The 21,204-nt window shown below is 32.4% G+C and carries 20 protein-coding genes; 6 read left to right on the forward strand and 14 right to left on the reverse strand.

From position 1 onward, the window contains the following. Positions 1–82 precede the first annotated feature (82 nt). The 3 genes from ACZ5N4_RS17565 to ACZ5N4_RS17575 all read right to left on the reverse strand — a co-directional run bounded on the left by ACZ5N4_RS17565 (position 83) and on the right by ACZ5N4_RS17575 (position 4,329). Positions 83–1,198, reverse strand: a complete 1,116-nt coding sequence (locus ACZ5N4_RS17565; RefSeq protein WP_464203794.1) for a pyridoxal phosphate-dependent aminotransferase — start codon at positions 1,196–1,198, stop codon at positions 83–85. Between the two features lie 324 nt (positions 1,199–1,522). Continuing rightward, complete coding sequence (locus ACZ5N4_RS17570) at positions 1,523–3,283, reverse strand: sigma-54 interaction domain-containing protein (RefSeq protein ID WP_464203795.1); 1,761 nt, start codon at positions 3,281–3,283, stop codon at positions 1,523–1,525. A gap of 575 nt (positions 3,284–3,858) precedes the next feature. Next, the gene (locus ACZ5N4_RS17575) at positions 3,859–4,329 is read right to left on the reverse strand and encodes a hypothetical protein (RefSeq protein ID WP_464203796.1); all 471 of its coding nucleotides are present in this window, start codon (positions 4,327–4,329) and stop codon (positions 3,859–3,861) included. Positions 4,330–4,836: 507 nt separating this feature from the next. Between ACZ5N4_RS17575 and ACZ5N4_RS17580 the strand changes: the two genes are divergently transcribed. The 3 genes from ACZ5N4_RS17580 to ACZ5N4_RS17590 all read left to right on the forward strand — a co-directional run bounded on the left by ACZ5N4_RS17580 (position 4,837) and on the right by ACZ5N4_RS17590 (position 7,263). Then, complete coding sequence (locus ACZ5N4_RS17580) at positions 4,837–5,301, forward strand: DUF4342 domain-containing protein (protein ID WP_464203797.1); 465 nt, start codon at positions 4,837–4,839, stop codon at positions 5,299–5,301. Positions 5,302–5,414: 113 nt separating this feature from the next. Further along, positions 5,415–6,098 (forward strand): response regulator transcription factor, encoded by a 684-nt coding sequence (locus ACZ5N4_RS17585; RefSeq protein ID WP_464203798.1) that lies wholly within the window; start codon positions 5,415–5,417, stop codon positions 6,096–6,098. Next, the gene (locus tag ACZ5N4_RS17590; protein ID WP_464203799.1) at positions 6,091–7,263 is read left to right on the forward strand and encodes a sensor histidine kinase; all 1,173 of its coding nucleotides are present in this window, start codon (positions 6,091–6,093) and stop codon (positions 7,261–7,263) included. Before ACZ5N4_RS17585 ends, ACZ5N4_RS17590 begins: the two co-directional genes overlap by 8 nt. Positions 7,264–7,356: 93 nt before the next feature. Here ACZ5N4_RS17590 and ACZ5N4_RS17595 read toward each other — a convergent pair whose 3' ends face one another. From ACZ5N4_RS17595 to ACZ5N4_RS17640, 10 genes are all read right to left on the reverse strand, one after another. Then, positions 7,357–7,941 carry a DUF3841 domain-containing protein gene (locus ACZ5N4_RS17595; protein WP_464203800.1) on the reverse strand — a complete coding sequence of 195 codons (585 nt, stop codon included), beginning with the start codon at positions 7,939–7,941 and terminating at the stop codon, positions 7,357–7,359. After that, positions 7,917–8,477 (reverse strand): DUF3841 domain-containing protein, encoded by a 561-nt coding sequence (locus ACZ5N4_RS17600; RefSeq protein WP_464203801.1) that lies wholly within the window; start codon positions 8,475–8,477, stop codon positions 7,917–7,919. Before ACZ5N4_RS17600 ends, ACZ5N4_RS17595 begins: the two co-directional genes overlap by 25 nt. A 325-nt stretch (positions 8,478–8,802) precedes the next feature. After that, positions 8,803–9,957 (reverse strand): glycine/sarcosine/betaine reductase complex component C subunit alpha, encoded by a 1,155-nt coding sequence (gene grdD / locus ACZ5N4_RS17605; protein WP_464203802.1) that lies wholly within the window; start codon positions 9,955–9,957, stop codon positions 8,803–8,805. A 93-nt stretch (positions 9,958–10,050) separates the two neighbouring features. Beyond that, on the reverse strand, positions 10,051–11,589 hold the full coding sequence (gene grdC / locus ACZ5N4_RS17610; protein WP_464203803.1) for a glycine/sarcosine/betaine reductase complex component C subunit beta: 1,539 nt from the start codon (positions 11,587–11,589) through the stop codon (positions 10,051–10,053). 90 nt (positions 11,590–11,679) lie between these two features. Continuing rightward, positions 11,680–12,156 carry a glycine/sarcosine/betaine reductase complex selenoprotein A gene (grdA, locus tag ACZ5N4_RS17615; RefSeq protein WP_464203804.1) on the reverse strand — a complete coding sequence of 159 codons (477 nt, stop codon included), beginning with the start codon at positions 12,154–12,156 and terminating at the stop codon, positions 11,680–11,682. A 21-nt stretch (positions 12,157–12,177) separates the two neighbouring features. Further along, positions 12,178–12,501 (reverse strand): thioredoxin TrxA, encoded by a 324-nt coding sequence (gene trxA / locus ACZ5N4_RS17620; RefSeq protein WP_464203805.1) that lies wholly within the window; start codon positions 12,499–12,501, stop codon positions 12,178–12,180. 19 nt (positions 12,502–12,520) lie between these two features. After that, a complete protein-coding gene (trxB, locus tag ACZ5N4_RS17625; RefSeq protein WP_464203806.1) occupies positions 12,521–13,462 on the reverse strand; it encodes a thioredoxin-disulfide reductase in 942 nt (313 codons plus the stop codon). Between the two features lie 40 nt (positions 13,463–13,502). Further along, entirely contained in the window at positions 13,503–15,047 is a 1,545-nt protein-coding gene (locus ACZ5N4_RS17630; RefSeq protein WP_464203807.1) for a glycine betaine uptake BCCT transporter, read from the reverse strand. Positions 15,048–15,267: 220 nt separating this feature from the next. Beyond that, positions 15,268–16,581 (reverse strand): betaine reductase selenoprotein B, encoded by a 1,314-nt coding sequence (gene grdH / locus ACZ5N4_RS17635; RefSeq protein WP_464203808.1) that lies wholly within the window; start codon positions 16,579–16,581, stop codon positions 15,268–15,270. A 14-nt stretch (positions 16,582–16,595) separates the two neighbouring features. After that, a complete protein-coding gene (locus ACZ5N4_RS17640; protein WP_464203809.1) occupies positions 16,596–17,921 on the reverse strand; it encodes a glycine/sarcosine/betaine reductase component B subunit in 1,326 nt (441 codons plus the stop codon). A gap of 376 nt (positions 17,922–18,297) precedes the next feature. On the opposite strand from ACZ5N4_RS17640, the gene ACZ5N4_RS17645 reads away from it, so the two are divergent. From ACZ5N4_RS17645 to hutG, 3 genes are all read left to right on the forward strand, one after another. Next, positions 18,298–18,948, forward strand: a complete 651-nt coding sequence (locus tag ACZ5N4_RS17645) for a TetR/AcrR family transcriptional regulator (protein WP_464203810.1) — start codon at positions 18,298–18,300, stop codon at positions 18,946–18,948. A 107-nt stretch (positions 18,949–19,055) separates the two neighbouring features. Continuing rightward, positions 19,056–19,559, forward strand: a complete 504-nt coding sequence (locus ACZ5N4_RS17650; RefSeq protein ID WP_464203811.1) for a hypothetical protein — start codon at positions 19,056–19,058, stop codon at positions 19,557–19,559. 75 nt (positions 19,560–19,634) lie between these two features. Further along, the gene (gene hutG, locus ACZ5N4_RS17655; RefSeq protein ID WP_464203812.1) at positions 19,635–20,654 is read left to right on the forward strand and encodes a formimidoylglutamase; all 1,020 of its coding nucleotides are present in this window, start codon (positions 19,635–19,637) and stop codon (positions 20,652–20,654) included. Positions 20,655–20,890: 236 nt separating this feature from the next. On the opposite strand, the gene ACZ5N4_RS17660 is transcribed toward hutG, so the two are convergent. Then, entirely contained in the window at positions 20,891–21,181 is a 291-nt protein-coding gene (locus ACZ5N4_RS17660; RefSeq protein WP_464203813.1) for a hypothetical protein, read from the reverse strand. Between the last annotated feature and the right edge of the window lie 23 nt (positions 21,182–21,204).

The following is a 21,204-nucleotide window of genomic DNA, read 5'->3' on the forward strand; positions in this document are numbered from 1 at the left end:
TTTTCATTTTCAAAACCAACTCTCCATATGATTATATCTAATTTAATTGTTGTCGTTAACTATAGGTACTTACACATCCGTTTTAGATTTTAATATCTTTTTCAACATTTCTTATAACTTCTATTAAATCATCTATCTCTTTAGGCACTCTTAACCTTACAAAATTTTTTCCAAGACCTATAAAACATTCTCCTGATTCAGTAATAACACTATTTTTCTTGAAGGCATTATACAAATCAAACTCATTATTTGGATGCATCATAAGCATAATAGGACATTCTAAACTAGTTTCCAGAACTCTTAATTTCGAACATTCTTTTATAACTTTATTTTTTATTTCTTTTATTTTATCTACTGACTCTTTAATAAATCCAGTATCTCTTAATGCTATTCTAGCAATATTATAACTAATTGTATTTATACTAAAAGGAAGTTCTACCTTTTTGAAATATTCTAAAAGAAATTCACTGCACAAAATATACCCAACTCTTATTCCGGCAAGTCCAAATCCCTTAGAAAAAGTTCTAGCAACAACTAGATTGGGATACTTGTTTAATAATGTAATTGCTGAATTTTTCTTACTCATAAATTCTCCATATGCCTCATCTATGACTACACATATATCCATATCTTTTGCTACTTCTACAATTTCCTCTATTTCTGATATAGGTATAATCTGACCTGTAGGATTATTAGGATTATCTATATAAATCATCTGAGTTCTATTGTTCATTCGACTTATTAATTTTTTCTTATCAAACTTAAAGTTTATGCTATCTTTTAGTTCAACGTATTCATACATACCTCCCTGACTTTTTACATCTGTTATATATTCTGTAAATTGCGGGCAATATCCTAACACACTATATTCTTTATCTACAAACATCATATTAATAGTGTTCAAAATTCCCATAGATCCACACCCAAGTCTTATATTTTCGCTACTTACCTCAGCAACATCGGACCAATATTTAGAAATTTCTTTTCTTATTTCTGTGTATGGATATTGTGGATAGTTGTTTAAATTTTCTATGCTGAATAAATTCTTTTCTTCACTAATTAATTTTGAGCAGCCAAAGGGATTAACTCCAAGTGAACAATCAATTACCTTCTTTTCACTATATATGTTTTTCTCTCCTTCATCTACATAGCTTACTCTATTAAAATCACGTATGTGCCTTCTCATCTTAATATTCATGCCTTTACCCTCCCCGTTATTATACTATTCTGTAATTAAGTAATCTTAACCATATCAAAATAAATAGCAAAATATATGCCAATAAACATCAAGAGTCTAAACTCCCATTCTATGCACTCTAGAGGAGGTTTTCTTTAAAGTGCAAAACAAAAAAGTGTAAACCATTTTACACTTTTTTTATTTTACTTACTATATACTTTTAAGTATGATCTGCCTTATTAAAGATTACAGCTATTTTTGTTATGATTTTTCTTGATTATGTAAAAGCATTTACATGTAAACATATTTACACTTTTAATGAATTTTCACCTTCTAAACTTTTCTTTATATTTTATACTCTTTTAACAACTTATATAAAGTCGGTCTAGAGATTCCTAATATCTCCGATACTTTTTTCTTATTTCCATTAGTTGACTCTAGTGCATCTGTTAAAGCTTTTTTATCTATTTTAATTGCCTCTCTTTTTATGAATCCCTCATGCTTATATTCCTTTAATCCGGCCATTACAAAATTTTCCTCTGTAATATATTCTCCATCACAAATATACATACATCTTGACAATGTATTTTCAAGCTCTCTTATGTTTCCTGGCCAAGCATATTGCATTATGGCCTCTTTCGCTCCACTACTTAAACCGCTAATATTTTTCTGCATCTTTTCACTAAACTTTTTAATAAAATAATCTGCAAGAATTAGCACATCCTTTTCTCTTTCCTTTAGAGGGGGTACTTCTACATAAAGAACCTTTAATCTATAATATAAATCACTTCTAAATTCTCCTTGTTCAACAAGTTTCTCTAGTCTTCTGTTTGTAGCAGCAATAACCCTCACATCAACTTTAAAGGGTCTAGTTCCCCCAATTCTATTAATGCACATAGTTTCAAGAACTCTTAATAGCTTAGCCTGAATGTGTATTGGCATTTCGCCTAATTCGTCAAGAAATAATGTCCCTCCATGAGCTAACTCGAACTTTCCAGGTTTACCACCCTTTTTCGCTCCTGTAAATGAACCTTCCTCATATCCAAATAGCTCGCTATCTACTAACTCATTGGGAAAGTTAGCACAATTTAATGCAATGAATGGCTTGTTTCTCCTATTGCTGTAATTATGTATAGCCTGAGCAAATAACTCTTTTCCTGTTCCGCTTTCTCCAATGATTAAAATGTTTTCACTACTCTTAGCAAATACCTTTGCGAGCTTAATATTTTCTTTTATTTTTCTACTTTCCCCTATAATATGATCAAATGTGAAAAACGCTTCATATCCTGCCATTGTGCTTGTAAGTTTTCTAGATCTTTCAATACTCCTAAATATATCAATCGCTCCAATAACATCTCTTTTTCTATCAAACACTGGATATCCTGAATTAATTAATTGTACAGTTTTTTCTTTAAATCTTAAAAAATATTCTACATCAATAACACTTCTCTTGCCATCAATGATTTCTCTTAGCAGCGGCTTGTCCTTTGAAAGCTTATCCATTTTTTTGCCTATTAACTCTTTCTTACTGGTGCCTAAAATGCTGCAGCAAGCTTTATTAACATAAATTAAATAGCCATCTCTGTCACAAAAAGATATCCCCTCATTTACTGAATCCAAAGCCATTAATAATAAATCATTATGATTGGCATGCTTATCAATTAGCCTCATGTACTTTTCTATATTATCATTAATGCTATTAAACATATTCATACACTCTAAATCTTTTTCACTTTCTGATATAAAGTACAAATAGTATTGTGATATATCGAACATATTTACTTTATAAATATAATGATATAATTTATATTTTCTATCTAATTCAGTAAAGATTTTAGTCATCTTATTATCATTGCTATCGAAATTAACATTAAAACTAATCCTTTTTCCAACCCATTCCTCCAGCTTTTCATTCTTTCCAAAAGAAAATGCAGCAATAATATTCTTATTAATATCAGTAAAAAAGATATAACCATCTTGCTGCTTAATACATTCAATTGCTAGAAAAAAACAATCCTTAATCTTTTCAAAGTAAGCTTTATCAAAGTTTTCATCAATATCTTGAAAGGATGAATATATGTGCTCTTTCACCAAATTATTGCTCATATCTTATCTTTAGTGAGAGAGTATATAATAAATATCAAACTCTCACTAAAACTCACCTCTTTTCTTTTTATACGATTTTATGCGTATACCATGTTAATAACTTTATTGATAGTTCACAAAATAAGAAAGATGTTACATATTTTACTGAGTCTACACATATCATTAAGTAAAATAATCTCGATATCAAAGGTGTGATGAAATTTGTTTAATTCATATAACAATCGTGATTTAAATATATTTGAATATACTTTGTATAATACAATTTTAGGTATTTTATACTGGATAATTATCAGTTTTATAGTTTGGATTCAAGATTACATACTTAAAAAATTTAGTTTACCTGGATTAGATTTATTACTATATTTATGCCCACTACTTATCTTATACTGGTTCATGCAGGTTACTTCACAAAAAGTTAAGATTGATGATTTAACAGGATATTTAAAATTAATACCATTCCTTGCATTTATACTGACTTTAAGTGTACTTGTATGGTTTTTCGGATTTTTAAAATTTAACCTTTAAATTGTATTATACGAATAATGTGCATTAATCTTTTTTCAATATTAAAATTCTTATATACCAAGATGAAGTATAAGATAATCACCTGATATAACTTTTTCTGAAAACAATCGTAGTTTTCTAAAATTCTCAACGAGTTCATCTCTATCTACTTCAAGTAAATTATATTTTCTCTCCGGTATACCACTTTTTATTTTTATACAACTATAATTACCAGTAAGTTTTAAAATATTTGGCCCAATTGAAAATAAATCAGCCCATGCTTTTGCTAACTTTAAAATAACTTCCGCACCTTCTTTATCAAATAATGTAATTCCATAATTATTTAATCCAAATCCTTTTTTATAACTATTACATGGATTAATTGATGGTATCCATGCCAACGTGTCTCCTATGTACTGAATTATATCATCATGAATTGATAAACAATTACTTAAGTCTTTTGCTGGTGAATAATATCCGTCACATCCCATTTCTTCATACTCATCATTTGATAGTAAAAAAAACTCATGGTCTTGTCCCATAAAAAACCTCCTCGTTTATAAAACTATTATTATCTTATATTAGTCGTTTAAATGTACATTAAATTATTTAACGCTAAAAATAAAATTATCAATACTGTTTTTTCATTTTTTCCCCCACAAAACTTACTTATTAATAATCTGCGATTGTGACGCATAGATTTACGATTGTGACTTTAATTTATCTAGTTGTTCTCTTAATCTTCTATTTTCATCTTTTAACTTCATAATTTTAATAATGATGTTTACAACTATATACTGATATTCCACACCCCTTTATTATTTCCTTTATTTTATATAAAGCCTAACTAGAAAGTTAACTTATACAGAGGAATATGTTGACTGTCAGACTATTTTCTCTATAAAAGCAAGATAACTTTTTAATTTTCTAATCAAATTTTAATCTTTCACTAATTCTTCTCTAATTATCCTCCATTATTATATAAACATAAGCAATTGATTCTCATATTAAACTAATTAAATTAAAAATATTGAATTGGAGGAATTAAAATGACAATTACAATTGAACAAATCGATTTATTAAGAAAAAGAGCAAATGTGGGATATAAGGAAGCTAAAGAAGCCCTTGAAAAATGTAACGGTGATATAGTTGATGCGCTAGGATACCTTGAAGAACAAAACAAGATTAAACCTGAACAAGAAGAGTGTATTAAAGGCTCGACTTTCATTAAAAAAGTTAAAAATTTAATTTCAAAGGCTAACAAAATAAAATTAGTAATATCCAAAAATGATAAAACAATATTAAATCTCCCTTCTACACTAACTGTTTTATTTGGTATCTTTGCAATGCCAGTTGCAATAGCAGCTTTAATACTTGCTCTAGTTACAAATTGTAAGCTAAGATTTAACAAAGAAAACGGGGAGGAATACGACATTAATAATAAAATAGACAAAGTTGCTAATGTAGTAACTAATGTTACAAATAAGATAACAGAAGAAATTAAAAATGCTTAATATTAAGCCTGCTTATGATTTTTCATAAAGCGGGCTTAACTTTTCTCATATTTTCACAACAACATAAAAAGAGTATAATTAATTTAAAATGACTGATTTTTGGAGGGTGTAAAATGATCAACGAAAAAATTCTTATTATAGAAGATGAATTAAAAATAGCTAGATTTGTACAGCTTGAACTTGAGCATGAAGGATATGTTGTTGATCAAGCTCAGGACGGAAGAATCGGCCTTGATAAAGCTTTAAAAGGAAACTTTGATCTTATAATACTTGATGTTATGCTTCCATCTCTAAACGGAATGGAAGTGTTGAGGAGGCTAAGGCAATCTTCTGAAGTTCCTGTTATTATGCTTACAGCCAAAGATGAAGTCATGGATAAGGTTATGGGACTTGACATCGGTGCTGATGACTATATGACAAAGCCCTTTGCTATAGAAGAGCTACTAGCACGTATTCGTGTAACCTTTAAGCGTAAGAGAGTCTCTATTTCTAAATCTAATCTTATTGAAATAGGAAATTTAAAATTGGATATGGATAAGTATACTGTAACCTATGATAACGAATCTATCGATCTGACGAAAAAAGAATTTGATTTACTAAAATACTTAATGATTAACAAGGATATAGTATTATCAAGAGAAAGTATACTTGAAAAAGTATGGGAATATGATTATGCAGGTGATACAAATGTAGTAGATGTTTATATTCGTTATTTAAGAAGTAAAATTGATGATAAATATAATGAAAAATTTATTCACACAGTTCGAGGAGTGGGGTATCAGTTAAAACATGAATAAAATAAAATCTATTTTCAAGGTTATATTTCAAGTTATAAAAATTATATTTTTAGTAGTAAAGTCCACCTTAAACTTTTTATCTAAACTACTAGATAGAGTTATTGAAAATATCTCAAATAAACTTCGTTTTTCAATTACATTTAAAATAACAATAACGTATATCTTTACTTTTATAATAATTTTTTCTTTAATGAGCGCAGGAATACTGGCTAGCTTTAAATACTACATTGAGAGTGGTATAAGTAGTGATTATCTGTCTATTCTTGGTGCTATTTTAGCAGGTTGCAACATTATAGGATTGATAATAATTATAATAATTGGTTCAAGAGCAAGTAAAAAATTCCTATCTCCTGTAGAAACTATGACTAAAACCGTAAAAGAAATATCTATAAATGCTCTTGATAAAAGACTTGATGTAAGAGGGTCTAAAAATGAACTTAAGGATTTAGCTAAAACCTTTAATGATATGCTTGATAGAATTCAAAAGTCTGTTGATCAGCAAAATCAATTTGTGTCCGATGCTTCACATGAGTTAAGAACACCAATTTCCGTTATACAGGGTTACGTCAACCTTTTAAACCGATGGGGAAAAAATGACAAAGAAATATTAGAAGAATCTATTTTAGCTATTAAAAGTGAATCTGAGAATATGAAAGATCTAGTTGAACAGCTCTTATTTCTAGCTCGCGGAGATAAAAATACTCAAAAAATTGAAAAACAAAATTTTATGCTCAATGAATTAATTCAAGAAATATTAAAGGAGACTAAGTTAATTGATTCAGCTCATCAAATAGAAAATGAATATAGTCACGAATTTGAAATCAATGCTGATAGAAAACTTATTAAGGAAGCTATAAGAATCTTTGTAGATAACAGTATTAAATACACTCCAGAAGGTGGTACGATAAAACTTGATTCTTACAAAAAAGATGATAAAGCTATTATAACCATTGGTGATACTGGCACAGGAATTTCCAGTGAAGACCTTCCCTATATATTTGATAGATTTTATAGAGCTGATAAATCTAGAACAAAGACCAGCGGTGGCACTGGGCTAGGACTGGCAATTGCAAAATGGATAATAGATAATCACAACGGTATAGTTGACGTTTGGAGTAAACCTGACATAGGAACAATTATAAAGATTACTCTGCCTATAAGCTAATAATAATTCCCCAGCAAAAACTTTATTGCTGGGGTTTATAGTTAGACAGAACTCCGCCGACACTTCTAGTACCCATATAAGCCTTGATAGCATCTAAAATTTAATATCAACAATCCACTCTTTTCTAAGTTCCCATAGACCTGCTTGCAAATCTCTTTCCTGTATAGCTCCAGACTTTATTAACTTATGATATCTAAATAAATTATCCCAGCTCTTTTTTACTTCTGATTTCAAATTTGGATAAAAAGACTTGGTAATTACATCTGACTCAATTGAAATATTCAGCTTTGTCAACATATCCTTATGCATTTTTTCATCTTTTTCATTAGCAGCTAAATATTTTAGATTTAAAATTTTGTTCCAATCTTCAACTTTGAAAAAAACCACTTCTTCAATCGGAACTTCCAAAACAAGCAGGTAGTTGCCTGGATACCATCCAGCATAATCTATTTCCGTATATGTCCAAAATGGATATTCAGCATTTTCAGGCTTTTTTACAATATCCTGCGCTTTACTTATGTACCAATTGTATGCCTCCAAAAATATGCTTGAAACCTCCTGATACTTTTTTACAATGAATTCTCTTTTTACATAGCATATCTTGTGTTCCTTCAATGCTTTAATGACCTCTGAACTTTGGGAAGTATACAGCATTATCTTATTACTCTTTGCACCCATTCTTTTTTCACCTCCCAAATTGTTCCTTGTTTTAGACTTGACAATGAATAGGAATTGTCAAACAATCTGCTCCAACTTTTAATTATTTCACTTTTAAGATGAGGATAAAAACCACTCATATATGCATTTGAACAATTTAATATTCCATAATTCCTAAGTTTTTTATCGTATTCCTCTTCATCTTCCTTGCTTAATGGAACATACCACAAATTAACTACTCTATCCCATTTTTCTGAATCCGTTACAATAACCAAATCCTTCTCTACTAAAAGCTCTAATATAACGGTGCCAGGAGTCTGCTGAAGCATAAAATCAGAACTTATTGAAACCCAGACAGGATATTTTACATCGTGAGGCTTTGGAACTATTTCATTTGCTTTCATAGTGTACCAAGAATACACTTCAAAATAATATTTTTCACAGTTTTCCATTTTGTGCTCTATGTATTCTCTTTTTACAATATATCTTCCTTCATTTTCTAAAACATCAAGAATACTCGTATCCTGCCTTGTCCATATTTTTATTTTTTCTTTCATAAAAATCACCTTTATACCTAATCTATATATCAGGAGCTTTTCTATAACCTTATTAGCCTTGCTTCCTGCACCTATGGAAATATGGATTGCCTTAATATATAGATAACCTCACCAGACACTTAACTTAGGCGCAGGGATATATTGACATTCTGGAAGACATATTTAAATACTTTTGGCATAAGTCTTAGCGAAGTATTCTAGAAAGTCTTAGAACCTTTGATATGTTTCAGGGACGAGAGCTTATCAATGGTTCTAAGAAATTAATAAAACTCCTCCTCCTTATGTCAGAGCATAAGTTGAGTGTCGGCCATGTGTGTATATAGTACTACTTAAATCCATTCTTTATAAGTAAATTGACAGCTTTTTCACTTTCCTCTTCACTTACTAAAACTATTGGACCAGTGCAGCCCATTCCGCTCTCAGAATATATACCTTCCTTCCAAAGCACCTTACAAGCATTTTCAAGCTCAAGAATATCGATTCCTGGTATTCCATATGTTACTACCTTTTTAGGCGGAATCTTAACTTCTTCTACTGCAGATGCTGGCTTATCTTTTTCAAGTATTTTTCCTATTATCTCTTTTAATCCTGCAGCATTGGCACTTTTATATTCATCATTAGCAAGCTGTACTAAATTATTCTTTGCAGAAATAGCACAATATTTTAAAGCTTCACAAATTAGTGGTGCACCGGAGGCACGGGATACTATGTTTACTATCTTGTCATAGCCTTCTCCAACACCTGGGCCATATCCATATCCGACAGTTTCATAGTTGCCTCCTGTTGTAAATGAAGCAAATATCTTTATTAGTAAATTTCCTGTCAATGAATCACAAACCATAACATCAGGTGTTCCCGCCAGTAAATCATTTCCTCTCATGACTGAACCGCCATCTGCTCTTAGTGATTCACCAAAAGTAAAATGATATCCTCTGCTTTGCAGTTCTTTAAGAGCTCTCTCAACTCCTCTAGCACCATCTACATTTAAAATGCCGACCTTTGGATCTTTAATACCACACGCCTTTGCAACAGCTATACCATTTATTGTGTTTTTTATCATTCCCTCAACTCTATGAGTAGCTGTTGTTCCTGTAGTTGTTGCAATTATTAATTCTTTTCCTAAACCTGGAGTTATTACTCTCCCCACTGTTGAAACCCCTATTGGAAAATCGAAATGCTGAGTTACACATCCATCTATTACTCTGCTATCTAATAGCTCTACCATTTTTTTATGTCCTTCTTCAGCATCTCCGACTTCAACAACCTCAAAGTCACCTTCAACTTTAGGTCCAATTAAAACTATATCAAAATCACCATATTTACTCTTCGCAAGTGCTGCAGCTTTAGCCATCTCTAAAGCACCATGCTCTGAGCCAAAAGTAGTTAGTCCAATTTTAACTCTTTTTCCGAAGCTTCCACTTATAATTCCATCAGCTATTTCATTAAATACTTCTGCAATTACTTTTTTAGTTTGCTCCACGTTGCTCCCTCCTTTTATTAGTATCTATTCGATAATTTCTAATAGCTGTTACCATACAAGGAACTTCTGCTACTTGGCTGAACTCCTCATTGTTTATTCTGCCATCATTTGAGATGCAAATTTTTTTAATTCTTCAGCTATCATGCTCTTAATTTCTTCCTTTGAAACTGAAGCCTCAGTGCTTTCTACTGCACCAGTATTCTTCTCAACTAATATTGAAATTCCATCGAACAGGTTAGTCATTCTTCCTAAGAATAAACTTCCTTTTCCTATTATCATAAAGTTATTTAACTTTCCTGACATTATATGTTCAATACCATGTCCAACTATAGGAACTCCTGATGGTATGTGACCTTGTGTTGGTGCATATCCTGGATATCCATGTTTTGATACAAAATTCGGTAATTCCTTTCTGTCTAATTGTCCATTTTTTACTGCAAGTGCCCCTATCATCTTGTAGTTTTGAGTTGGAACGTCTCCTGCTCCTGCTGGCTCTGTTAAATCTGGAGTTTGCATTTCTGGAGCAAATTTATCAACATCAGTGATTTTTAATCCATTCTTAGTTAATGGCTCTGAAACTAATGCCTCTAAAACCGCCTGTGGTGCAGCTCCATGTCCAATACTATGTCTTCCTACTACATCTGTTCTTAAAATTGGACTTACTCCATCATTTTCAGATATTAATATTGCAAATCCTCCTAAGCAATCTTCTAAAACAGGCAATCCCTTTTTAATATGATCCTTGCCATTCATTCCAAGCTTAGCAGTAGCCCCACCAGCAAAGACTATTACATTCTTGTAAATTCCTGATTTAACTAATGCTGCTGCCGTAACTATTGAGTGTGAAGGACCAGCACAGAAACCTCTCATATCTATTCCTGTAGCACCTTTAATTCCTGCAATTTCCCCGCAAGCCTTAGCTATATTTCCGCCACCTCTTTGATTCATATCTCCTATAGCTTCTTCTGAACATTCAATTAAGTATTCCACTTGGTTAACGTCAATTCCTGAATTTTTCACTAAATGCATTAGTGCAAGAACTCCTGAAGCCTTAACAGCTAAATTTTCAACAATAATATGTGAAGTTAAGTTCTTATCAAATTCGTGAGCTCTTTTTACACAACCAATAAGCTTGTTGTTATCATATAGTCCTTCAGCTACATGATTTTCCACTAGCTTCTCTATTTCAACTAATTCAATGCCTTCCTTTAAAGCATCAGCCTTTATATTTAAAACAGGGTGAGACTTGAACTTCTCTCTAACAGTCTCTGTAAAATCCTTCTCAAGTAGAACAAGATCAAATACATCACTTACCTTCATCAAACCATAGAACTCATCTTGGGACATAATTTCGCCGAACTTACCAAATCTTGATAACCCCATAGTCTTTTCATTGTACCATGGTCTCTTTATTTCACTTAATTCTTCTGGAGTCATGTTTCCTATATAGGTTTGATTCGGTGCATAGTTGACTACCTCTTCATAAGATCTTAAGTGATTTGGTATAACCTTTAAATACTCTGATTCTGAATTTGTCTCTCTTTCTAGTGTTTGAGTAGTACCGTTATGTAATATCATATCTGGTGTATTTACTAACACATAAGCCGCATTTTTAATTACTGGAAAACTCATTTTTAAAAACCTCCATTTACTATTTTCACTTTATACTAAAATAGCATGCATTTCTGCATGCCATTTTTAAATTGTTAAAGCTTACATAGATTATTTATTGTATTTTGAATGCTGATCTCTAACAGTTTTTACTTCACTGATAATTGCATCTATGTCAAGAACCATTTCCATCATTCCACACTGCTCATCATAAATAGCTGGATCAAATTCATTTTTAACTTCTTGCTCTATCACATGATACACACCAAGTCCTAATGCAATTCCTGCAAGTGGCCCTGCAAAAGTAGGATCTCCTAAAGCTACAGTTTCTGCTGATAGTCCTGATGCCTCAGCCTCAGCTCCTCCTATTATTACCACCACATTTTCAGCACCGTATTTTGAAGTTAAATCAATTACTCTTTGTTGGATCTCCAGATCCATAGCACCTGCGGCTGTTCAAACAAAGCATTCTGTTGAGGCAAATATAACTTCTCCTTTAGCACTTTTCACACATTCTTCAATAGCTGGACCTGGAATTCCATCTCTGTCCCCTATTGCAATTATTTTTTTTCCTTCTAATAAACTCATAACTTTTCTTCCTCCTATAATTTAAGCATTGATATGTTTTATAATCATTGCATCAATACTTTCTTTTGTAGCATCTTCCTTTACTACTTCCTCAATCTTTTTCCCATCTTTATATAGTGATATTGTCGGAAGCCCAAGTACCTTTTGAGAAATTGCCAGTCTTCTAGCCTTTGTAGTATTTAGTTTACAAAATTTAACCTTACCTTCATACTTTTCAGCTAATGCTTCTACATCTGGTAATAAAGCTTGGCATGGTGCACAACCATCTCCAAAATAGTCTACAAGTACATAGCCCTCCCCTTCTAAAACTTCAGAGTTAAAGCTGTCCTTATCTACAATTATCATATTAGCTACCACCTTTCCTTTAAAAATTATTTTCTATATATTTCTCTGCTTGTACAGCAGCAATAGCCCCATCTGCTGTTGCTGTAACAACCTGTCTTAAAGGCTTTTCTCTTATATCTCCAGCTGCAAATACCCCTTCTATATTTGTTTCCATCTTATCATTTGTTATTATATATCCACCTTCATTCAACTGGATTTTTTCCTTAAATAAATTGTTTATAGGTAGATATCCAGTAAAGACGAATATACCAAAAGTACCATCCTCTTCATCAGCGAAGTATTCATGAGTTTCACCAGTTTGAGTATTTTTAAATACTGCTGACTCTAATATTCCCTCACCTTTTATCTCATCAACAACAGTATTCCACATGAAATGAATTTTTTCATTTTTGAAAGCCTTTTCTTGTATGGATTTAGCAGCTCTTAATTCATCTCTTCTGTGAACTATCGTTACCTTTCTTGCAAACTTTGTTAAATAAATAGCCTCCTCAACGGCAGAATCTCCTCCGCCAACCACAAAAACTTCTAGGTCCTGGAAAAAATCTGCATCACAAGTTGCACAGTAAGATACACCTTTTCCAATTAATTTATTCTCTCCAGGGCATCCAATATGTCTAGGTGATGCTCCTGTGGCAATAATCACAGTTTTAGCCTGATATTCTTCACTTTCTCCCCTAAGTAGCTTTATTTTCCCACTAAAATCAACTTCTTTTATATTGTCTTTTTTTCTTTCAGCCCCAAAACTTTCAACCTGTTTTTCCATTCTTGCTATTAAACTTGGACCTGTAGCATCCTCCACTGATCCAGGATAATTAGCCACTTCATCTGTAGTTACAATTTGTCCCCCTACCTTCGTCCTTTCAAGTATTAAAGTTTTCATTCTGGCTCTCGCTGCGTATAATGCAGCAGAAAGTCCTGCTGGCCCAGAACCGATAATTATAACATCATATAAATTATTCATATTGCACCTTCTTTTTTAATATTTCAATAATATTTACTTACTACTTAGTTAAATCTACTTTTAGTTCCTCATTTTTAGATACTACTATTTCTTCTTTGACTTGATCCTCCCGAAGAGCTTTGTATATGCTGTAGCACATGACCATCATAATTAACATGAATGGAAAAGCAGCAGCAATAGAAGCGGTCTGAAGTGTCTTTATGGCAGCAGTTCCTCCTACTAGAACAATCATTATTGTTACAGCCCCTTGGGTAACTCCCCAGAACCCGCACAGCTTTTTACTTGGATTCAAATCTCCTCCCGATGTCAACATACTTAGTACATAGGTTGCTGAATTAGCAGCTCCTGCAAAGGATGTGATAATCAGGATAATAGCTAGAGGTGCAGTTATGGAATAGAGCGGTAGATGCTGCAAGGTTGCAAATAAAGCAGTGGAAACATCAGTTTTAACAGCCGCCTGAATGGCCCCTTGTGACAATGCATCTAGATTAAATGCAGCTCCCCCATAGATCCCAATCCATACTAAGCAGAAACCGGAAGGCAAAAACACTGATGCCAGTATGAATTCACGAATGGTACGACCTCTAGAAACACGTGCTATAAACTGACCTACAAATGCTGCCCATGCAATATACCAAGCTCTGTAGAATACCGGCCAAGCTTTAGTCCATTCAATATTTCCCATCCACAAACTCTGTCCGATAAAGTTTTGAATATAATCACCAAGGGTATGAGTAAAACTATTTAATATAAATACCATTCCACCAAAAAGGAAGATAAATACCATAAATCCAATTGAAAGCCATACCTTCACGTCAGCAACAGCCTGCATAGCCTTATGTAGACCAGATACAGTTGCCATTGTAAATATTACTGTCATGATTGCTATAATAATAGCAGTAATACCAGGTGTAGCTTTAATTCCCCAGATATATTGTACTCCTGTGGCAATCTGACCAGCTCCCAGTCCTAGGCTAGTCGCTACTCCAAACATCGTCGCAAATACCGCTATTACATCGATGGCTTTACCGATAGGTCCGCGAATGCGATCACCAAGGATTGGATAAAAAGCTGAGCTGATTAGGCATGGAAGACCTTTTCTATACTGGAAATAAGCTAGAGCTAAACCACACACTGCATAAATAATCCAGACATGAAGCCCGAAATCATTAAATACAATTCGCAGGGCATCATACATAGCTTTTTCAGTTCCAGGTTGTCCCACAGGTGGGGACATGTAATGAATCATAGGTTCAGCAATGGACCAGAAAACCATTCCTATGCCCATTCCCCCTCCAAATAGCATAGTAAACCACTGGAAATTTGTAAATTCTGGTTTCTCATCATCAAGCCCTAACTTGATATTACCAAATCGGCTGAGAGCAATAATAAATATAAACACTGTAAACACAAATACTGATATAAGATATAGCCAACCAAAATTAGTGGTTAAAAATGATAATACACCATTGGCCCCTTTGGCCATTTGAGAAGGCAGGATTATACTAAATGCTACAAATACCAGAGCTATACCTGCAGAAACATACAAAACTGAGCGGTCTTTTAATTGTCTTTCATTTGCCATAATTAATTTCCCCCTTAGCAAAATCAACCTAAATAGGTTTCATACATCAATCAAACATACAAAATCTACTATTTTGTGATGGTCGCTTACTCCTCTGACAGAAGGAAGAGAAGTTTCATTTTTAACAAGACCTATTTAGTTATATGAAACTATTTCTCCTTTCGTCCAATGAGCAAGCGATTCGCACAAAATCACATATTTGATTCTCTGCTTAACTGATTTAGATTTTAACCTTAAATACAGTTTGTTCCTTAATATCAGTTGAAAGAGAATCTAAAGCTACACCAACTCTATGATATCTTAATTTCCACTGCTGCTCCTTAGAATCTGCAGGGCTTCCAAGTGGATATGGAATAGATATTGTTGGAACTATTCTATTTGCACCTACTGTTGTTGCTACAGGAATCAAATTACACATTTGAACAACTGGGAATCCAGCTCTTTCAATTTCTTTTACCATTGTTGCACCGCAACGTGTACAAGTTCCTCAGGTGGAGGTCATTACAACCGCATCTACATTTGCTTCTTTTAGATGTACAATAATTTCTCTTGCCATTCTAGCAGCCTCACCTTGAGTAGTTCCAGTTCCAACTGTAGAATAGAAATACTCATGGAGTTTACCTATTTTACCCTCTTTTTCATAGGCTCTTAAAGCATCTAATGGAACTATTACATTAGGGTCTGCATCTGCTGCTGCTGGGTCAAAGCCTGCATGTATTGTCTTGAAGACTCCCCCTTCTAATCTATCTAACTTTGATATATCATATTTGCCCCATCTTGTTGCTGAAGCAGATTGAATTCTATCAGGGTTGTCCACTGGAACTATACCACCAGTTGTTACGCAAGCTATATTTGCCTTACTTAAATCCTTTATAGCCTCCGCTATTGGCACTCTGTCCATTTTAGGAATAGGCAACTCTGTTACAAATTCTTCCCCTTTTAATTTCTTTAACATCATTTCCACTACTCTATCCGCAGCTGGTTTGCCTGATTCAAGCCAAACCTGATGTCTTTTGCCTCTTCCATAATATCCTTCTTCTTCTGCTGAAAGAAGCTTTTCACCGCTTAGCATTTTATTTGCAAAGTCAGCCATTGCCTTTATATCTTTTCTCATTCTTCCAGCATTATTTCCACCCTTAAATATATAAACATCCTTTTTAAACATCTCAACACCTGGGTTTTCAATATGCATTGAAGATATAACTGGTACATCGAACTTCTCTTTTACAGCTTTACAAATAACTCCACAAGCATTTCCATATCTTCCAGCTTGGAATGCAGGACCTGCAAAGAATATGTCAAATTCTTTTCCCTCTAAAAAGCCTAGTATTTTCTCTACTGCTTCCTTCTCATTTGAGCCCATAAAGTTGTCTCCACATATTATTGTGTGAGTAATTTCTGTATCTTTTAGTTGTTTGCTTAACTCTAAAGCAGGTCCAACTAGTCCATCTCTTATTTCTGGAGAAAAATCTGCTTTATCTTCTCCTCCTATTTGTCCAAAGAATTGATTTATATATAGAATTGCTTTCTTCATCTAATCTGCACCTCCTAAAACTCTTTCATTGTTTTTGGTGACCATCCACAGGCCTGATCTCCACAGAACATTGCATTGTTTTCCATAATAATTGAACCATCTTCTCTTACTGAAGGTCCTAATATTTCATCATTTGCCCATCCTCCAGAAAGACCATCTCTAGCTAGTGACTGTAGCTCTCCTATAACTGATTCCATTGGTGGCAATTCAATTAGCTCTGAAACGTTTCCAGTGGATACAATAGCATCTGCCTTTACATCTAAGGACACTAAAGGTTGTGATTCTCCATCTCTTCCAGTACACTCGTTTGTGATACCACAGGTTTTAACTCCAGCTTCTTCTAAAGCTACTATACAAGCTATAAAGTCAGCATCTGGATTACCATATCCTTCTTCTGCAACAATTGCTCCATCTGCTCCTAGAGATCTTGCCATTTGAGCAACAAATAGAGCTGAACGTTTCTTTTGCTCTAGTGCTACGTTAAGGTTAGACATTATAACACCTAAGAAGTTAAGGGTCTTTCCATGTTCAGCATAAAGTCTTTTAATAGTTGGATTATTTTGAAAATCATATGTAGCCCATTTTGATGAACATGGCATGAAGCTTCCTGAAATCACAGCTCCGTCTAAAACTTCATTTGGATGCATAAATGTAGGCACCATATGATTTGCATCCCATCCATATACTAAATCGTTATATCCCATTTCCTCCATCTGTGATTGAGGCTGCATTACAAATACAACTGATGGCAATTCTTGAACCTCTTTTGCTCTCTTAGTAACTGGTTCTAATTCAAAGGTTTCTATTTCTTCTGGTTCTAAATCTTTAACAGCATTTCCAATAAACTCAGCCAATTTATGTCCAGCCCATCTTAAAGCCTTATTTTTCTTTTGCTGCTCATGTTTTTCAAAATCTTCGTCTGTATCTCCTACAAGGACTATGTTCTTTAACTGAGAATAGTAACTGTACTTTGCACCTTCTCCACTCATATCTATTAAACCGTCTTGGAATCCACCCCAGTGTTTTCCAACTACTAGAACACTACAGCCTTTAAGTGCATGAGTTCGTCCTTCCCCTACTGGAATAACCTCTCCTGTAACTCCTGGGAATAAAGTGTTACCGTTTACTTTTACTCTAGGCTCAATTGCCTCTTTTACAGGAACTAAACGAACCTTGTCCCCTGGTTTTACAATTAATATATCAGCTTCTGTAATGTGTTCATCTTCTAAGACAAAATCCAATGCTTCCTTCTTATTTATTGTTAATATTCCATTCTTGTAGGAAGTCTTTTCTCCAAAAACAATATCTTTCACATGAAAATTTCCAAATTCTAATTTCACTTATACCACACCTCTTTCACATAAATGTCCATAGTGTCACCATGATTTGTTTTTTGAAATATACTTCAACAGCGCTATTTGTTTAAATATTACCACAATTCATAGCATTTTGTAAACATGATTATAATATAATCGCGATTATATTGTTATAAAAATAACAAATACCTTTTATTACATATTTCAATAATATTCTAACCTTCCTTATTCTCTAGCTTAAGAGCATGTACTCTAAATTTTAAATATAGAAATTATTAATATATTTTATTATGTTATGTAATAATACAAGTCCATGCTTTTAAAAAAGTGAAATTTAAGATATAATTGTTATGCTTACTAGTGTGTTAAAATTTTTTGCAAGATGGTGATTTTAATGGAAATGGATAAAAAAGCTATTCAAAAAAAACGAATGATGAAATATTTTATAGATGCAGTTCAAAAAATAATAAAAGAGGAAGGCATTGATTTTGTTACTATTAGAAAAGTTTCAGATATAGCTGGATTTAATAGTGCCACAATTTATAACTACTTCAACAATTTAAATGAACTAATATTTTTTAGCTCAATAAAATATTTAGAAGATTATTCTCACGATCTTCCTAACTATGTTAAAAATTGCAATAACGCTTTAGATACTTTTATGAACATATGGAAATGCTTCTGTCATCATTCTTATTCTAACCCAAAAGTTTACTACAATCTTTTTTTTGAAGAAAGAGTTAATCCTTCAAATAGTTCAATTAAGAACTACTTTGATATTTTTTCTGATGAAATAAACAATCAATCTGAAGAACTACTTCCAATGCTTCTAGGTGAAAGAATTTATGATAGAAATCTAACTATTCTGAAGAGATGTGCTAATGAGGGATTTATTCAGGAAAAGGATTTGGAACAGATTAATGAAATGATTTTGTTAATTTATCACAGCATGCTTTATAAAGTACTAAAACGTCAATGCGATTATACAATTGAAGAAGCAACAGAAAGAACACTAAATTATATAAGCCATACAATAGATTCATTTAGATGAAAAGTCTAAACAACATAAAATCTAAAGCATTATTTAAATCAAACTCTAATCGCAAATTTATTAGTAAATTTGAAATTAGAGTTTGGTATTTTTTAAGGAGTAATTTTATGGGAAAAATAATTGAATTCAAAAAATTTAGCAAGAGAATTAATAAAGACAACCTAAAAACACAGGGTTTTTCTACAGATATCTTTCCAGAAGAGGACTTTATATACATTAGAAGAGAAATAGAATTTAATCTAAATGAAATGGATGAACTTCTTAATTGTATTTATAAACAAATATCGATTAACGATACTCTCATAATTAGCACTGAAGATAACTATGAATTCGAAAAAATGACTTATTTAAAAGACTTTAATGACAAATTACATGATATTATGTATTTTTTGACAAACACTTTATATCAGGATCCAATCACAATTAACATGAATTTTTTAGAACTTCAGTATTTAGTTGGTACTTTACAATTAGAAACTGAAGTTCTCGAAGACTCCTATGCTTCTATAGATAATGATGCTTCATCAGATTACTCTAAAGTTATAAATAAAATATATCACAGACTTTACCCAGTATATACTTCCTGGAAAAAAGAATTATATGAAAACTAAGCTATTTCTGATATAATTATAATAAAATTCAAAAAATTATCTAAATGGTATTTAAAGAACAACTTGGAGGTAAAAATGTTTGATGCAAATTACAGAATCATAGACGAATCTACATGGCAAGGACGAATTGACAGTGACAGTAATTATGATGCCTTTAGATGGCATCAATGGGTTAAAAGTATTGATCTAAGAGACAGTAACTTAATTCCCTACACTGGAAAACTAGGTTTCGCTTTTATTGGTTTTTGCTGCGATGAAGGTGTTAAACGTAATAGAGGTAGAGCTGGCGCTGCTAATGGTCCTCAAAGTATTAGAAAAGAACTATCTAGTTTACCATGTCTTTTCACAAAAGACGTTGAGCTTTTTGATGCTGGAAACATACTTTGTGAAAATATATCCCTAGAAGAAGGGCAAAATCTACTTTCAACAGCAGTATCTAAAATTTTAGATTTAAATCTTTTTCCAATAGTATTAGGTGGTGGCCATGAAACTGCTTTTGGAAACTATAATGGTATACTAAACCACTTGTCTAAAAGCAATTCTAGTCCAAGCATTGGTATAATAAACTTTGATGCTCATTTTGACCTTAGACCATATCCTAATGGCAGCAGCTCTGGAACAATGTTTAGACAGATATCAGATATTTGTAAAGATCGGAATCTAGATTATTCCTATTTCTGTCTTGGAGTCCAAAAACACAGCAACACTGTTGATTTATTTAAGACAGCAGATAAACTAGGTGTTAAGTATATATTGGCAAAGGATATGATAAATGCTGACAATTGGAGTCTTCTAGAAAAGTTAGATGATTTTATGAAGCTTCAAGAACATGTTTATATAACAATATGTTCTGATGTATTCTCTTCTTCTTTTGCACCTGGAGTAAGCGCTGCTCAGCCTTTAGGCTTGGACCCTGAAAAGGTATTAAACTGCCTCAAGTACATTATAAAGTCTAAAAAAGTGGTAGGTTTTGATATATGTGAGGTTTCTCCAAGATTTGACCAGGATAGTACTACTGCAAATTTGGCTTCAATTATAATTTTTTCAGTAGTTAATACTATATGTCAAATTCACAATTTATGTGATGAATACTAAAATAAGATCCATATAATGGGGTAATAGGAGTTAAGTTAGTTTTTATATATAGGGCTATAAGGCAGAAAATTGACTTACACTCCGGACTATGTTTCCAAGTTTCAGTTCGTTAAAAACTTTTAGCCAGTCTAAAGCTTGTGTTTTAGACTGGCTAAAAGTTTTTAAATCTACCTTCAGCTTTGGGAACATATCCCTTTGTGTAAGTCAATTTTCTAGTTTTCCTATATAAAATATTATTACATCGATCTCATAGCTATAAATATCATATAAATTAATATAGCAATAAAATACAGCGAAACTATCATTAGTATATTGCCAATTAGTCTTTGAGTTTTTCTTTTAGAAAATGAAATAATTAAAAACGAAGAAAATATAACTAGCCCTCCCACTAACATCATTATAGTGTTAAGCTTAGAAATAAAAATATATCCTTGTACATATAGAAGAATTCCTAAAAAAATAATACTAGGTAGAATACCTCTTTTCTTTATAATATCTTTTCTATTTATGTTTTTTTTCTTGTCCATAGTAATTATCTCCTTATCTTATG

The sequence above is a fragment of the Clostridium nitrophenolicum genome (genome assembly GCF_055391695.1).

Excerpts from the sequence above, each read along its gene's own strand:
- grdC (WP_464203803.1), bottom strand. The coding sequence starts at position 11,589 with ATGAGTTTTCCAGTAATTAAAAATGCGGCTTATGTGTTAGTAAATACA.
- ACZ5N4_RS17565 (WP_464203794.1), bottom strand. The coding sequence starts at position 1,198 with ATGAATATTAAGATGAGAAGGCACATACGTGATTTTAATAGAGTAAGC.
- ACZ5N4_RS17630 (WP_464203807.1), bottom strand. The coding sequence starts at position 15,047 with ATGGCAAATGAAAGACAATTAAAAGACCGCTCAGTTTTGTATGTTTCT.
- trxA (WP_464203805.1), bottom strand. The coding sequence starts at position 12,501 with ATGATAATTGTAGATAAGGACAGCTTTAACTCTGAAGTTTTAGAAGGG.
- ACZ5N4_RS17585 (WP_464203798.1), top strand. The coding sequence starts at position 5,415 with ATGATCAACGAAAAAATTCTTATTATAGAAGATGAATTAAAAATAGCT.
- ACZ5N4_RS17590 (WP_464203799.1), top strand. The coding sequence starts at position 6,091 with ATGAATAAAATAAAATCTATTTTCAAGGTTATATTTCAAGTTATAAAA.
- ACZ5N4_RS17575 (WP_464203796.1), bottom strand. The coding sequence starts at position 4,329 with ATGGGACAAGACCATGAGTTTTTTTTACTATCAAATGATGAGTATGAA.
- ACZ5N4_RS17600 (WP_464203801.1), bottom strand. The coding sequence starts at position 8,477 with ATGAAAGAAAAAATAAAAATATGGACAAGGCAGGATACGAGTATTCTT.
- ACZ5N4_RS17650 (WP_464203811.1), top strand. The coding sequence starts at position 19,056 with ATGGGAAAAATAATTGAATTCAAAAAATTTAGCAAGAGAATTAATAAA.
- trxB (WP_464203806.1), bottom strand. The coding sequence starts at position 13,462 with ATGAATAATTTATATGATGTTATAATTATCGGTTCTGGGCCAGCAGGA.
- hutG (WP_464203812.1), top strand. The coding sequence starts at position 19,635 with ATGTTTGATGCAAATTACAGAATCATAGACGAATCTACATGGCAAGGA.
- ACZ5N4_RS17580 (WP_464203797.1), top strand. The coding sequence starts at position 4,837 with ATGACAATTACAATTGAACAAATCGATTTATTAAGAAAAAGAGCAAAT.
- ACZ5N4_RS17595 (WP_464203800.1), bottom strand. The coding sequence starts at position 7,941 with ATGGGTGCAAAGAGTAATAAGATAATGCTGTATACTTCCCAAAGTTCA.
- ACZ5N4_RS17570 (WP_464203795.1), bottom strand. The coding sequence starts at position 3,283 with ATGAGCAATAATTTGGTGAAAGAGCACATATATTCATCCTTTCAAGAT.
- ACZ5N4_RS17660 (WP_464203813.1), bottom strand. The coding sequence starts at position 21,181 with ATGGACAAGAAAAAAAACATAAATAGAAAAGATATTATAAAGAAAAGA.
- ACZ5N4_RS17645 (WP_464203810.1), top strand. The coding sequence starts at position 18,298 with ATGGATAAAAAAGCTATTCAAAAAAAACGAATGATGAAATATTTTATA.